This is a genomic window from Microbacterium sp. Leaf203 (assembly GCF_001421275.1).
GTDB lineage: Bacteria > Actinomycetota > Actinomycetes > Actinomycetales > Microbacteriaceae > Microbacterium > Microbacterium testaceum_A.
Genome location: NZ_LMKF01000031.1, coordinates 612,583 through 626,264, shown reverse-complemented (window position 1 = coordinate 626,264; position 13,682 = coordinate 612,583). Strand labels below are relative to the sequence as shown.

The window sequence follows — 13,682 nt, the reverse complement described above, 5'->3', positions numbered from 1 at the left end:
AGACACCGCACGAACGAGACGAGGAGTCCTCATGTTCCAGGGTTTGACCGGATGGCACCTGCTCATCGTTCTGGCTGTCATCCTTCTTCTTTTCGGTGCCGCCAAGCTCCCCGCGCTCGCCAAGAGCATGGGACAGTCGGCACGAGTCTTCAAGAGTGAGATGAAGGAGATGAAGCGCGACGACGAGGTCGCTGCCGCATCCGAAGCCCCGCGCGCCACCGACATCGGCACCACGCCGACCGTCGCTCCCGAGCCGCGCAGGTCGACCGACCCCACCGTCTAAACCCGTGGCGACGGCAGGACCGCCGCGTATCGACGTGCCCGAGGGGCCGCGGCGCGACAAGCGCATGTCGATCGGGGCGCACCTGGTCGAGCTGCGCAAGCGGCTCATGATCGCGGCGCTCGCCCTCGTGGTGGGCATGGTGATCGCGTTCATCATCACCGACCCGATCATCCACCTCATCACCGAGCCCATCCGCGTCATCGCGGAGCGGCGCGGAGACGACTTCTCGGCGCTGAACTTCACCTCGGTGACCTCGGCGTTCGACCTGCGCATGCGCATCGCGTTCTCGATCGGCATCTTCCTCTCGGCACCGGTGTGGCTGTGGCAGATCTGGGCGTTCATCATGCCCGGGCTCACGCGCAAAGAGATCCGTTACACGGTCGGGTTCGTGGCATCCGCCGTCCCGCTCTTCTTCGTGGGCTGCTGGGTGGGCCTGCTGATCGTCCCGCACGTGATCGAGCTGATGTGGGGCTTCACGCCCGAGGGTGGCGTCAACTTCTACAACGCGGTCGACTACTACGACTTCGTCTTCAAGCTGATGATCGTGGTCGGCGTCGCGTTCGTGCTGCCGGTGTTCCTCGTCGCGCTCAACGTGGCGGGCATCATGAGCGGCAAGGCGATCCTCAAGGGCTGGCGCGTGGCGATCCTCATCGCCACCCTGTTCTCGGCCCTGGCCACCCCCGCGGCCGACATCATCAGCATGCTGATGCTCGCCGGCATCCTCACCGTGCTGTTCTTCGCGGCGGCCGGGGTCTCGATGCTGTTCGACCGGCGAAAGGCCCGTCGCCTCGCCGCGGCCGAGATGCCGTCGGGGCCCACCGCGTGAGTTCACCGAGTCCGGCCGAGCGCTTCGCTCGCGCCGCCGCCCGCTCCACGCACCCGCACACGGCGGACTTCGCCGAGATGCAGCGTTTCGAGCTCGACGACTTTCAGATCGCGGGATGCCACGCCCTCGAGGACGGCCGCAGCGTGCTGGTGGCCGCGCCCACCGGTGCCGGAAAGACGATCGTCGGCGAGTTCGCGATCCACCTCGCCATGCTCGAGCCCGGCGACAAGGCGTTCTACACCACGCCCATCAAGGCGCTGTCGAATCAGAAGTTCCACGAGCTGCAAGAGGTGTACGGCGACGACGAGGTCGGCCTGCTGACGGGCGACACGAACATCAACGCCTCGGCGCGCATCGTCGTGATGACCACCGAGGTGCTGCGCAACATGCTGTACGCCGACTCGCCGGCCCTGCGCGGTCTGCGATTCGTCGTGATGGACGAGGTGCATTACCTCGCCGACCGCTTCCGCGGCGCGGTGTGGGAAGAAGTGATCATCCACCTTCCGCCGTCGGTGAAGCTCGTCTCGCTGTCGGCGACCGTGTCGAACGCCGAGGAGTTCGGCGACTGGCTCGACACCGTGCGCGGCGACACCGAGGTGATCGTGTCGGAGACCCGCCCGGTTCCCCTCGAGCAGCACGTGCTCGTGCGCGGGGACCTGTTGCCGTTGTTCGACGACCGGGCCGGAGTTGCCACCGCGCAGGTCAATCAGGAGCTGCTGCGCATCCGCGGCGGCAACGCCGGGGGATACGAGAACAACCGGCGCGCGCAGGAGTACCGCTCCCAGCGTCACGCGGGCGGCCCCCGCCACGCCCACCAGCGACGCGGCGGTCACAAGCCGCTGCGCGCCCAGCAGGGCCCGCGCATCGAGCGCATCGACCGGCCCGAGGTCGTCGAGCTGCTGCAGCGCAACCACCTGCTGCCCGCGATCTTCTTCATCTTCAGCCGGGCCGGGTGCGATGCCGCGGTGCAGCAGCTGCGCCGCGCGAACGTGCGGCTGACCTCCGCCGAGGAGCGCGTCGAGATCCGTCAGATCGTTGACGAGCTGACCTTCACCCTCAAGGACGAAGACCTCGCCGTCCTCCACTTCTGGGAGTGGCGCGACAACCTCGAACGCGGAATGGCTTCGCACCACGCGGGTCTCCTCCCGGCGTTCAAAGAGGTCGTCGAAGAGCTGTTCCGCCGCAAGCTCGTCAAGGTCGTCTTCGCGACCGAGACGCTCGCCCTCGGCATCAACATGCCGGCGCGCACCGTCGTGCTCGAAAAGCTCGAGAAGTTCAACGGCGAGGCCCGCGTCGCGATCACGTCGGGGGAGTACACGCAGCTGACCGGTCGCGCCGGCCGTCGCGGCATCGACGTCGAAGGCCACGCGGTCGTACAGTTCACCGAGGGCCTCGACCCGCAGTCGGTCGCAGCCCTCGCCTCGCGCCGCACCTATCCGCTGAACTCGAGCTTCCGGCCCACGTACAACATGGCCGTGAACCTCATCGACCAGTTCGGTCGGGCACGCGCCCGCGAGATCCTCGAGTCGTCGTTCGCGCAGTTCCAGGCCGACCGCTCCGTCGTCGGACTCGCGCGGCAGGTGAAAGAGGCCGAGGAGTCGCTCGCCGGCTACGAGAAGGCGATGACGTGCGACCGCGGCGACTTCCGCGAGTACTCCACGATCCGCCGCGAGCTGAGCGATCTCGAGAAGATCAATCGACGGGATGCCACGGCCCCCCGCCGTCTGCGCGATGAGCGGCAGCAGCAGATCCAGTCGTTGCGCAAGCGCATGCAGCGGCACCCGTGCCAGTCGTGCCCCGATCGCGAGGCCCACGCCCGCTGGGCGGAGCGCTACTGGAAGCTCAAGCGCAGCACCGACAAGACCCGCCACCAGATCGACCAGCGCACGGGCACCGTCGCGCGCGTGTTCGACCGCGTGGTCGAGGTGCTCGCCGCGCTGGAGTACGTCGCCATCGAAGACGACGGTGCGACGGTGCTGACACGTGCCGGGCGCACGATGCGCCGCATCTACGGCGAACGCGACCTGCTCGTGGCCGAGTCGCTGCGGCAGGGTCTGTGGGAGGGGCTGGACGCCCCCTCGCTCGCGGCCCTCGCCTGCTGCCTCGTGTACGAACCGCGTCGGGACGAAGCGGGCCCGGGGGAGCGCGGTCTGCCCCGCGGTGCCTTCCGCGGGGCCCTCGACGCCACGCAGACTCTGTGGCAGGAGCTCGACGACCTCGAACGCGACCACCGGCTGCCGGGCTCGGAGTCGCCCGCCTCGGGCCTCGCGCCGGCGATGCACGCGTGGGCGAAGGGCCTGCCGCTCGACAGCGTGCTGACCCTCGCCGACATGGCCGCGGGTGACTTCGTGCGCTGGGCGAAGCAGACGATCGACCTGCTCGATCAGATCTCGCTGGTCGCCGAACCGCCGCTCGCCAAGACCGCGCGGACGGCGCTCGACTCGGTGCGCCGCGGCATCGTGGCCTACACGTCGGCATGAGCGCGATGACGACGCCCCGGGGGTCGGTGACTCCTCCGTTGCGCCTCGCTTTCGCGGCGCCCCTCGCCGTAGTGGCGGGGCTGCTGCTCGTCACCGCGTTCCCCGCGCTCGCCTGGTGGCCGATGGCGTTCCCCGCCGTCGCCCTGGCCCTGGTGACCCTCATCGGCCGCCGGTTCTGGTCGGCCGTGCTGATCGGGTTCCTCTTCGGGGTGGCGTTCTTCTCGGTCAATCTGCTCTTCACCGCTCGCTACCTTGGACCCATTCCGTGGGCGGCCCTGTTCGTCCTCGAGGCGTTGCTGACAGCCGTTCTGGCGGCACCGATCGCCCTGGCCTATCGATGGATGCCACGCGTCGCGCCGAGGCACGTGGGACGGCTCCTGCTGCTCCCCGCCCTCGTCGCGGCGCTGTGGACCCTGCGCGAGCAGATCGTCGGCTCGTGGCCCTACGGCGGCTTCCCGTGGGGGCGCATCGGCGTCTCGCAGGTGAACGGCCCCTTCGCCGAGGTGGCGTCGTGGGTGGGCATGTCGGGGCTGTCGTTCCTCGTCGTGCTCTTCTGCGCGATGGCCGTCGAGTTCGTGCGCGGTGGCAGCCTTCGTCGTGTGACCGGCGCGGTCCCCGCGGCGGCGGTGCTCGTCGTACTGGTGGCGTTGCCCGCGTTCCCCACCACCGACGCGGGTTCGATCCGCGTGGGCGCGGTGCAGGGCAACGGTCCGGCGGGGTACTTCGACCAGCGCACGCGCAACGCGGTGTTGAACGCGCAGCTCACGGCATCCGCCCCGCTGTTCGGCCAGAAGATGGACGTGCTGCTCTGGCCCGAGGGCGGCGTCGACTCCGACCCCACCTCGAACCCCGCGACAGCGGCGGCGCTCGGCGAACTCTCCCGGCGGATGGACGCCCCGCTGCTGATCTCGGCCGTCACCGAGCGCGGCTCCGAGCTGTTCAACTCGTCGCTGCTGTGGACGGCGGCCGGGCAAGAGGGGACGACGTACGACAAGCGGCATCCCGTGCCCTTCGGCGAGTACGTTCCCGACCGGTCCTTCTGGGAGCCGTTCGCCCCCGACCTCATCGGTCTCATCGGCCGCGAGTACACCCCCGGAACCGCCCCTCCGCTGATCGACCTCAACGGGATCGGCGTGGGCCTGGCGATCTGCTTCGACGTCATCTACGACGACGTCGTATGGGACGGCGCCGACGAAGGCGCCGAGGTTTACATGTTCCAGACGAACAACGCGGACTTCCGGGGCACCGACGAGAACCTTCAGCAGCTCGCGTTCGCGCAGATGCGCGCGATCGAGACGGGCCGCGCGGTGGTCAACCTGTCGACCGTCGGCACGAGTCAGGTGATCGCTCCGGACGGGTCGACGCTCGACTCCCTGCCGCCCGACACCGCCGGGCACATGCTCACCAACGTGCCGCTGCGCACCGGGCTCACCCCCGCGGTCGTGATCGGGCCGGCCGTGAAGATCGTGCTCGGGTGGGGCGGCATCGCCGCTCTCCTCGCCGCCGGCCTGGTCGCCGGGATCCGGGTGCGACGCACGAAGAAGACGCCGACCCCCGAAGGGGCCGGCGTCTGAATCAGCGGGTCAGCGTCAGGCGCTGAGCTTCTCGTTCCCCGCGCCGCGACGAGCGCGGACGAACGCGAGGCGCTCCTCGAGGAGTTCCTCGAGCTCGGGGATGGTGCGACGCTCCAGGAGCATGTCCCAGTGCGTACGGGCGGCCTTGTCGGCGCTGTGGTCGACCGTCGCCGTGCCGTCGCCGATGCGAAGAAGCGCCTCGGCACCGCAGGTGCGGCACTCCCACGCGTCGGGAACCTCGGCGTCGGCAGCGAAGGTCAGGACGGTGTCGCGTCCGCAGGTGCTGCAGGAGTAGGTGTGTTGTGCACGGTCGTGGAACACGACGCCGTCTTCGCTCTGGAGGCTTTGGGCGCCGAGTCGGATGCCGCGGAGACTGCGGTCTGCCATTTTGTGGTCCTCTCGTCGGTCCCCATGTATAACGTTCGCACCTGTGCGCTTTATTCGAACTCCGCGCGTCCTGACGAGTTTCACAGTGGATGCTCAGACAGCCGCTGTTCCCCGTGTGTTCACCAGCGCGATGGCCGCGTCGGCGCGGTCGGTGACGAGGCCGTCCACGCCGAGGTCGAGCAGCCGGGACATGTCGTCTTCGTCGTTCACGGTCCACACGTGCACCTCGACACCGGCGGCGTGCGCGTCTCGCAGCAACCCGCGCGTGACCACGGGGATCGGCCCCTGACGCTCGGGGATCTGCAGGGCGTCGACCTCGCTCAGGAGAGAACGGACCAGGCGGGTCCGGTGCAGCGCGCGAGCGGCGAGAAGGCGGGCGATCGTCGCCGACCCGGGCGAGGTGGCCGGACGCATCCGCGACCCCGCGGCCCGCGCGGCGGCGAGGGCATCGCGTCGACGCTCGTCGGAGAAGCTCGTGACCAGGACGCGCTCGGCGTGCGGGGCGACGAGGCGGCCGACCTCGCCCGCTGCGGCCGCGGCCTTCACATCGAGGTTGAAGCGCACGTCGGGGAAGGACTCGAGGGCCTGGACCAGCGTGATGAGCCCCCCGCGCTCCGACATCAGCTCTTCGATCTCGTGCAGGCGGACGTCGGCGATGGCCCGCGGATCATCGGCGACCCGCCGCAGATCGTCGTCGTGGAACAGCACGACCTCGCCGTCGGCGGTGAGGTGGCAGTCCGACTCGACGTAGTCGGCTCCGGCGGCGTGCGCCTCGGCCACCGCGGCGAAGGAGTTCTCGGCCACCCCGTGCGCGGCGGCATCCGCCGTCACCAGACCGCGGTGGGCGAGCACACGCGGGGCGTCCGGGGAGAGGTAGGGATGCCGCGTCATCACGGAGCCGAGCTCGGCGGGGACGCCGCGGCGGGGGAGTCGTCGCCCGAGCGCGAGACGAACGCGCCGGAGATGCCCTTCAGCGCCTCGGTGAACTCGCTCGGGATGATCCACAGCTTGCTCGACGAGCTGTCGCTGATCTTCGGCAGCGTCTGAAGATACTGGTACGCGAGGAGCTTGTCGTCGGGCCGGCCCTCGTGGATCGCCGTGAACACCGAGTGGATCGCCTCGGCCTCACCCTGCGCGCGCAGGACTGCCGCCTGCTTGTCGCCCTCGGCCTCGAGGATCGCCGCCTGACGGCGCCCCTCGGCCTCGAGGATCTGCGACTGCTTGGACCCCTCGGCGGTCAGGATCGCGGCGCGGCGATCGCGTTCGGCTCTCATCTGCTTCTCCATCGAGTCCTGGATCGAGAGGGGCGGATCGATCGCCTTGAGCTCGACGCGTCCCACCCGAATGCCCCATTTTCCCGTGGCCTCGTCGAGGACGACGCGCAACTGACCGTTGATGTTGTCGCGGCTGGTGAGCGCCTGCTCGAGGTTGAGGCCGCCCACGACGTTGCGCAGGGTCGTGGTCGTCAGTTGCTCGACGGCGCCGAGGTAGTTGGCGATCTCGTAGGTCGCGGCCCGGGCGTCGGTGACCTGGAAGTACACGACCGTGTCGATCGAGACGACCAGGTTGTCCTCGGTGATGACCGGCTGCGGGGGGAACGAGACGACCTGCTCGCGCATGTCGATCAGGGGCCGCACTCGGTCGACGAGGGGAACGACGAGGTTCAGGCCCGGGCTGAGCGTCTTGTGGTACCGGCCGAGTCGCTCGACCACTCCGGCGCGGGCCTGCGGGATGATCCGGATCGCGCGGAACAGCACCACGACGACGAAGATCACCACCACGGCCGCGAGGACCCACCCGATCGTGACGGGGATCAGATCGTTCATGATGTCGCCTCCTGGCTTCGCGCGCGGACGACGGCGGTGGCGCCGTCGATACGGACGACCTCGATGCGCGTGGCGGGGTCGATCCGGGTGTCGGTCTCGGCGCGCGCGGTCCACACGTCACCGTTCGAGAGCTTGACCTGCCCGGGGACCGACGCCGACATCCGCGACAGGACGAGGCCCTCGAGACCCAGTAGCGCCTCGACGTTGGAGGGCCGCGGGTCGGCGTCGCGGTGCAGTCGTTGCAGCAGGGGCGGACGCACGAACAGCAGGAGCGCGACCGAAGCGACGGCCGCGACGATGATTTGCAGCCAGAGCGGTGCGCCCACCAGGTCGGAGACGAGGCCGACGAGGCTCCCCACCGCGACCATCAGGAACGTCAACTCGCCGGTGAGCATCTCGCACACGAGGAAGACGAGGATGAGCAGGATCCAGCCGATCCAGGCCCACATCTCGACGATGGAGAGAACGTCCATTTCGTGCCTCCTGGCCCGAACGTAGCACTGGGCACCGACACCGGGGCCGGTTCTCATCCTCCGCACAGGCGCCGTCGCCCCGGGGCGTCGGCATCCCGCTCGATAGGCTGGGGGCTGATTCCGAATCGTCAGGAGAACTCCCGTGTCCCAGACCCTCCCGTCCGGCTCTCTGAGCGGCAAGACCGCCCTCGTCACCGGCTCGTCGCGCGGCATCGGCGCCGACACCGTCCGCTACTTCGCCGAGGCCGGCGCGAACGTCGTCATCAACTTCCGCAACAAGGCGCCCCGCGCCGAGAAGCTCGCCACGCAGCTGCGGGAGCTCGGCGCCGAGGCCCTCGTCGTCGGCGCCGACCTCACCGACCCCGAATCGGTCAAGGCGATGTTCGACGAGGTCGAGCGCACCTTCGGCGGTCTGGACATCCTCGTGCTCAACGCCTCGGGCGGCATGGAGTCGGGCATGGCCGAGGACTACGCGCTGCTGCTCAACCGCGACGCGCAGGTCAACGTGCTCGAGACGGCTCTGCCGCTGCTCACGGACGACGCGCGCGTCGTCTTCGTGACCAGCCACCAGGCGCACTTCATCCGCACTACCCCGACCATGCCCGAGTACGAGCCGGTCGCCCTGTCGAAGCGCGCCGGCGAAGACGCCCTGCGCGAGAAGATCCCGGCTCTCGAAGAGCGCGGCATCGGCTTCACCGTCGTCTCGGGCGACATGATCGAGGGCACCATCACGGCGACCCTGCTCGAGCGCGCGAACCCCGGCGCCATCTCGGCGCGCCGCGAAGACGCCGGCAAGCTCTACAACGTCTCGGAGTTCGCCGCCGAGGTGGCCCGCGCCGCGGTCGACCCGGTGCCCGCCGACAACACCCGCCTCGTCGGAGACACGGGTTCGTTCGGAGGCGAGTGAGCATGCGGCCGACCGACATCGAGACACTGATCGGGGTCGGTCGGCCCGCGATCGCCGCTTCGGGGGCGTTCGCCGTCTTCGCGACCTCTCGCCCCGACCTCGCCGCCGACCGCGCGGTCGGGCAGCTCTGGCGGGTCGAGTTGCCCGACGGCTCGCCCCGGCGCCTCACGCGGGGGGTCGCCGATCGGGCGCCCCACCTGTCTCCCGACGACGCGACGATCGCGTTCCTCCGCGCCGACGACAAGGGACGCGCGCAGGTCTTCGTCGTGGCCTCGTCCGGGGGCGAGCCCGTGCAGGTCACCGACCAGCCCGGGGGAGTGACCGCCCTGGCGTTCTCGCCCGACGGCGGCCGGCTCGCCTTCACGGCTCGCGTGCCCGAACCCGGCCGCTACGGCACGGTCGAGGGACGGGATGCCGCGGCCGAGCCGCCGCGCCGGATCACCGGCATCCGCTGGCACGCCAACGGGCTCGGCTACCTCGATCGTCCGGCGCAGCTGTTCGTCGTCGACGTCCCTTCGACCGACGCCGAGCCGTTCTACGCGCCGGCGTCGTCCCTCGAGACGCCCGAGGAGCGCGTCGTGGCTGAGCCCGCGACGCAACTCACCCACGGGGAGACGAGCTGGAGCGGCGTCGTCTGGACCGCGGACGGTTCGGAGGTGCTCAGCGTCCCCGACGTGATCGAGACCGCGCGCCGCGACCTGCGCGACCGGGTCGTCGCGGTCGCGGTCGACAGCGGCGAGCAGCGCGAGGTGCTGAGCTCGTCGGAGAACCTCTCGGTGGCGACGGTCGACGTCGCGCCCGACGGCGCGGTCTTCGTGCTCGCGAACGACGTGGGCGATGAGGGGATCGACTTCGTCGCGCCCGGCGTCGCGCTCTTCATCCTCGAGGCCGACGGACCGCGTCCGCTCACCGACCCCGAGACGGTCGACCTCGGCGAGGTCGGCAGTCACCTCTCGTTCGATGGCGACGAGATTCTCGTGCAGGACCGTACGCGCGGTCGCCTGCGGCTCCTGCGTGTGACGCGCGACGGGCGGGTGGAGCAGGTGCTCGGCGGCGACCTCGAGGTGAACGGCCATGCCGTCGCGCGGGGCCGGGTCGTGGCATCCGTCGCCTCTCCCGAGTCCTCCGGCGAGCTCGTCGTGATCAAGGGGCCCGAGGTGCGGGCGCTCACCGCGTTCGGCCAGGCCGCTCGCGCGGTGGGGATCGTGGTCCCGGTCGAGCACGAGATCGTCGGTCGAGAGGGTTATCCCGTGCACGGCTGGGTGGCCGTGCCCGAGGGCGAGGGACCGTTCCCGGTCATCCTGCAGATCCACGGCGGCCCCTACGCGTCGTACGGCGTGCACCTGTTCGACGAGACGCAGGTGCTCGTCGACGCCGGATACGCGGTCGTCTACAGCAACCCGCGGGGGAGTGCCGGTTACGGCCGCTCACACGGTCGCTCGATCCGCCGCCGCATGGGCACCCTCGACTTCTTCGACGTCATGGACTTCTTCGACGGCGTCGTCGGTGCCGACCCGCGGCTCGACGCGGACCGCGTGGGTGTCATGGGCGGCTCGTACGGCGGGTACATGACCGCTTGGATCATCGCGCACGAGCACCGCTTCGCCGCAGCGATCGTCGAGCGCGGATTCCTCGACCCCGCCGCCTTCCCGGGCTCGAGCGACATCGGCTCGTTCTTCGGCGAGGAGTACGTCGGCACCGACTCAGCGCTCGTGGCCGCGCAGAGCCCCATGGCCGTCGTCGACCAGGTCGCCACGCCCACGCTCGTGCTGCATTCCGAACTCGACTACCGCTGCCCGCTCGATCAGGCGACGCGGTACTACGCGGCGCTCAAGCGCAACGGCGTCGAGGCCGAGATGCTCGTCTTCCCGGGCGAGGATCACGAGCTCACGCGCGCCGGGCGCCCGCAGCACCGGGTGCAGCGTTTCGACGCCGTCCTCGAGTGGTGGAATCGCCACCTGCCGGTGGGGTGAGACACGAAGGGCCCGGATGCCATGGCATCCGGGCCCTGTTCGTTCGAGATCAGACGGCTTTGCCGAACTGGATCGCCCGCACGATCTGGAACACGCCCAGGATCACGAGCGAGATGCCGATGAGCAGGAACAGGGTCACCGCGCCGAGCAACGGCGAGAACAGCAGCACGATGCCGGCGAGGATGCTGACGATCGCGAAGAAGATCGTCCAGGCCCGCGCCTTCGACTGATGACCGGCCGTCGTGAGCGAGACGACGCCCTCGATGATCCAGAGGATGCCGACCAGGGTGCCGATGAACACCCCGAACCACGCGGTCGTGGCCGACAGGTTGGCGAACGAGAAGATGCCCGCGACGATGAACAGCACGCCGAGCACGAGGTAGCCGATGCGCGCCCATCCCGAGCGCCAGAACAGGCCGATGGCGATGTTCACAAGACCGGCGATGATCACGTAGATCGAGATGATGCCGACGGCGACCTCGGCGGTGCGTCCCGGCCAGATGAGGATGAGCAGACCGATGACGAGGGAGAGGGCTCCGCTGACGCCGAGCGCGGTGCGCACGGCTCCGACGGCGGGGTTGGTCGTGGAGGTCGGCATGGCGAGCCTTTCTGAGTGAACGCTGGGAACGACTCTCACCCTAGACCCGAAGGTTCACCGCGCGCGAGGACCCTCACGCGGGGGAGTGCTCCAGCAACAGCGCCACCGTGAACAGCACCGGCAGGCACCCGAGCGTCGAGATGAAGACCACGTCGCGCGACAGGATCTCGCCCACTCCGTACCGCTGCGCGAAGTTGAAGACGTTCTGCGCCGTCGGAAGTGCCGCGAGCACCACGACGACGAACACCTGGTCGGCGGGCAGCGCGAAGAGCGTCGCCACGAGCCATGCCAGCGCGGGCATCAACACGAGCTTCAGGGCCGAGGCGATCACCACGTCGACGCGGCGACCCGGCTCGGTCAGCACGCGCTGGCCGTACAGCGACATCCCGTACGACATCAGCAGCACGGGAACGCACGCCCCGGCGATCAGCTGCAGGGGGTCGAAGACGATCGGCGGCAGATCGATGTCGAGGAGCGCCACCAGCACGCCCAGGGCGGAACCGATGAGCATCGGGTTCTTCGCCGTCTGCAACAGGATGCGCCCCACGTTGCGGGAGCCCGAGGTGGCGGCATCCAGGATTGAGAGGGCGATCGGCATGAGGACCAGCAACTGGAACAGGATCACCGGAGCCGAGTACGCCGCGTTCCCGAGCATGTAGAGCGAGATCGGGATGCCGATGTTATTGCTGTTCACCTGGCCCGCCGACAGCGCGCCGATCACCGTCTCACCCACGCGGCGCCGCAGGACCAGCGCCGAAATCAGGGTGTAGACACCGATCACGACCGCCGCCGTGATCATCGACACGGGCAGCAGCGCCGAGAACAGCGTGGCGACGTCGGCCTTCGCGAGCACCGTGAACAGCAGGAACGGCGACAGCACGAAGAACGTCAGGCGGCTCAGCACGGGGCGCGCGTGCGGCCCGAGCAGATCGATGCGGGCGATGATGTAGCCCACCACGACCGCGAGACCGACGACCGCGAAGCCGGTGAAGACGCCGCTCACGCGCCGGACCGGGGGAGAGGGACGCTCGGAGAAGTCATCGGTTCGAGCGTAGCGGGACGCTTGGCTCGCTCCGCGACGCCGTGATGGGATGAGCCGCATGTACTCCGGATTCGCGCGCTTCTACGACGTCCTGCAGGGCGGGACCCCCGAGCCGTTCGCCGCCTGGATCGAGAGACGCGCCGCCGAGCTCGGGCGCGAGGTGGAGTCGATCCTCGAGCTCGGGTGCGGCACCGGGGCCGTGCTCGACCTCCTGCCCGCCGCGTGGGCCAAGGTCGGCATCGACGTGTCACCCGAAATGCTCGAGATCGCCCGAATCAAGGGGGTGGATGCCGACCTGATCGAGGCGGACATCCGCGACATCGCCCTGGATCGTCGGTTCGATGTCATCGCGTGCGTCTACGACACCGTCAACCATGTGCCCGTCTCGGACTGGCCGCGGGTGTTCGCCGTGGCATCCGGTCATCTCGAAACCGACGGGATGTTCCTCTTCGACATGAACACGCTCGGGCACCTCTGCGGCGGCGCGGGGCGGTCCGAGACGACGGTCGCCGGGGGATCGACGGTCACGATTTCGATCAGCGACGAGCGCGACGACCGCTACGACTGGCACGTGCGCATCGAGGGCGACCACGATCCGATCGACGAGACGATCGCCGAGTACGGTGCTTCGTTGACCGACGTCCGCCGCATGCTGACGGAGGCGGGATTCACCCGGGTAGAGGTGAGCGGCGGCCGCGATCGTCCCGTCGACGACGAGGCACCGCGACTGTTCTTTGCGTGCCGCCGCTGACGCGGGCTTCGGGGAAGCGGTCAGTGCTGCGGCTGCGGCCGGCGCAGGATCCAGTCCAGCGTCGAATGCCAGGTCTGGCGCAGGGGGCGACCGCGCCGCCACTCGCGCCAGGTGAGCAGCAGGATGATCAGGTCGAAGACCGTGAGCAGCACGAGGCCGATGCTCGGTGAGACGAACAGTTCGTACACCTGGTAGATGAGGAAGGCGCCGATCGCGGCGATCGCCCACGGGTACACCCGTCGGGTGCCGAGCATTAAAGCGATGACGATCGCGAGCTTCACGACGCCGTGCAGCAGGAGGTACACGGCGAGGAAGACGACCGTGCCCGACCCGAGCTGCGTGATGCTGTGCAGCAGCGCGTTCGCGAGGAAGTCGTTCGGCTCCCGCGCCAGCTCGTGAGCGGTGAGCCGCTGGGCGATCTGCAGGAGCTGGCCGGGGGTCGTGACGAGCAGCACGATCGCACCGACGAGTTCGACCAGGCCGTCGAGGCCCTTCAGGGCGACGCCGATGAGGAACACGAGATCCATCACCCGTTCGCGCACCTGGCGCTCCTCTCCGGCCG

The 13,682-nt window shown here is 69.4% G+C and carries 14 protein-coding genes; 7 read left to right on the top strand and 7 right to left on the bottom strand.

What is annotated here, in order from left to right:
* Positions 1-31: 31 nt before the first annotated feature.
* The 4 genes from tatA (at position 32) to lnt (ending at position 5,163) form a co-directional block, all read left to right on the top strand.
* Entirely contained in the window at positions 32-283 is a 252-nt protein-coding gene (tatA, locus tag ASE56_RS15765) for a Sec-independent protein translocase subunit TatA (RefSeq protein ID WP_056231943.1), read from the top strand.
* A gap of 64 nt (positions 284-347) precedes the next feature.
* Positions 348-1,109, top strand: a complete 762-nt coding sequence (gene tatC, locus ASE56_RS15760) for a twin-arginine translocase subunit TatC (protein ID WP_056231938.1) — start codon at positions 348-350, stop codon at positions 1,107-1,109.
* Positions 1,106-3,589 carry an RNA helicase gene (locus ASE56_RS15755; RefSeq protein WP_056231933.1) on the top strand — a complete coding sequence of 828 codons (2,484 nt, stop codon included), beginning with the start codon at positions 1,106-1,108 and terminating at the stop codon, positions 3,587-3,589. The genes tatC and ASE56_RS15755 overlap by 4 nt, the downstream gene beginning before the upstream one ends.
* Before the next feature lie 5 nt (positions 3,590-3,594).
* Positions 3,595-5,163: an apolipoprotein N-acyltransferase gene (gene lnt / locus ASE56_RS15750; RefSeq protein WP_056231929.1), complete on the top strand. Its 1,569-nt coding sequence runs from the start codon at positions 3,595-3,597 to the stop codon at positions 5,161-5,163.
* A gap of 15 nt (positions 5,164-5,178) precedes the next feature.
* On the opposite strand, the gene ASE56_RS15745 is transcribed toward lnt, so the two are convergent.
* The 4 genes from ASE56_RS15745 to ASE56_RS15730 all read right to left on the bottom strand — a co-directional run bounded on the left by ASE56_RS15745 (position 5,179) and on the right by ASE56_RS15730 (position 7,849).
* On the bottom strand, positions 5,179-5,550 hold the full coding sequence (locus tag ASE56_RS15745) for an RNA polymerase-binding protein RbpA (RefSeq protein WP_056231926.1): 372 nt from the start codon (positions 5,548-5,550) through the stop codon (positions 5,179-5,181).
* Positions 5,551-5,643: 93 nt separating this feature from the next.
* Positions 5,644-6,441, bottom strand: coding sequence for a glycerophosphodiester phosphodiesterase family protein (locus ASE56_RS15740; protein ID WP_056231922.1), 798 nt, complete (start codon positions 6,439-6,441; stop codon positions 5,644-5,646).
* The gene (locus tag ASE56_RS15735) at positions 6,441-7,376 is read right to left on the bottom strand and encodes an SPFH domain-containing protein (RefSeq protein WP_056231919.1); all 936 of its coding nucleotides are present in this window, start codon (positions 7,374-7,376) and stop codon (positions 6,441-6,443) included. Before ASE56_RS15735 ends, ASE56_RS15740 begins: the two co-directional genes overlap by 1 nt.
* A complete protein-coding gene (locus ASE56_RS15730; RefSeq protein WP_056231916.1) occupies positions 7,373-7,849 on the bottom strand; it encodes an NfeD family protein in 477 nt (158 codons plus the stop codon). Before ASE56_RS15730 ends, ASE56_RS15735 begins: the two co-directional genes overlap by 4 nt.
* 142 nt (positions 7,850-7,991) lie before the next feature.
* Here ASE56_RS15730 and ASE56_RS15725 point away from each other — a divergent pair, with 142 nt between their 5' ends.
* Both ASE56_RS15725 and ASE56_RS15720 read left to right on the top strand, forming a co-directional pair.
* The gene (locus ASE56_RS15725) at positions 7,992-8,756 is read left to right on the top strand and encodes an SDR family oxidoreductase (RefSeq protein WP_056231906.1); all 765 of its coding nucleotides are present in this window, start codon (positions 7,992-7,994) and stop codon (positions 8,754-8,756) included.
* 2 nt (positions 8,757-8,758) lie between these two features.
* Complete coding sequence (locus ASE56_RS15720) at positions 8,759-10,729, top strand: S9 family peptidase (protein ID WP_056231902.1); 1,971 nt, start codon at positions 8,759-8,761, stop codon at positions 10,727-10,729.
* A gap of 49 nt (positions 10,730-10,778) precedes the next feature.
* Here the strand turns inward: ASE56_RS15720 and ASE56_RS15715 are convergent, their stop codons facing one another.
* A complete protein-coding gene (locus ASE56_RS15715; protein WP_056231899.1) occupies positions 10,779-11,327 on the bottom strand; it encodes an HdeD family acid-resistance protein in 549 nt (182 codons plus the stop codon).
* A 73-nt stretch (positions 11,328-11,400) separates the two neighbouring features.
* A complete protein-coding gene (locus ASE56_RS15710; protein ID WP_056231896.1) occupies positions 11,401-12,330 on the bottom strand; it encodes an AEC family transporter in 930 nt (309 codons plus the stop codon).
* Between the two features lie 97 nt (positions 12,331-12,427).
* Between ASE56_RS15710 and ASE56_RS15705 the strand changes: the two genes are divergently transcribed.
* The gene (locus ASE56_RS15705) at positions 12,428-13,120 is read left to right on the top strand and encodes a class I SAM-dependent methyltransferase (protein ID WP_056231894.1); all 693 of its coding nucleotides are present in this window, start codon (positions 12,428-12,430) and stop codon (positions 13,118-13,120) included.
* Positions 13,121-13,140: 20 nt separating this feature from the next.
* On the opposite strand, the gene ASE56_RS15700 is transcribed toward ASE56_RS15705, so the two are convergent.
* Entirely contained in the window at positions 13,141-13,662 is a 522-nt protein-coding gene (locus tag ASE56_RS15700) for a DUF2127 domain-containing protein (protein ID WP_056231892.1), read from the bottom strand.
* Positions 13,663-13,682: the final 20 nt, after the last annotated feature.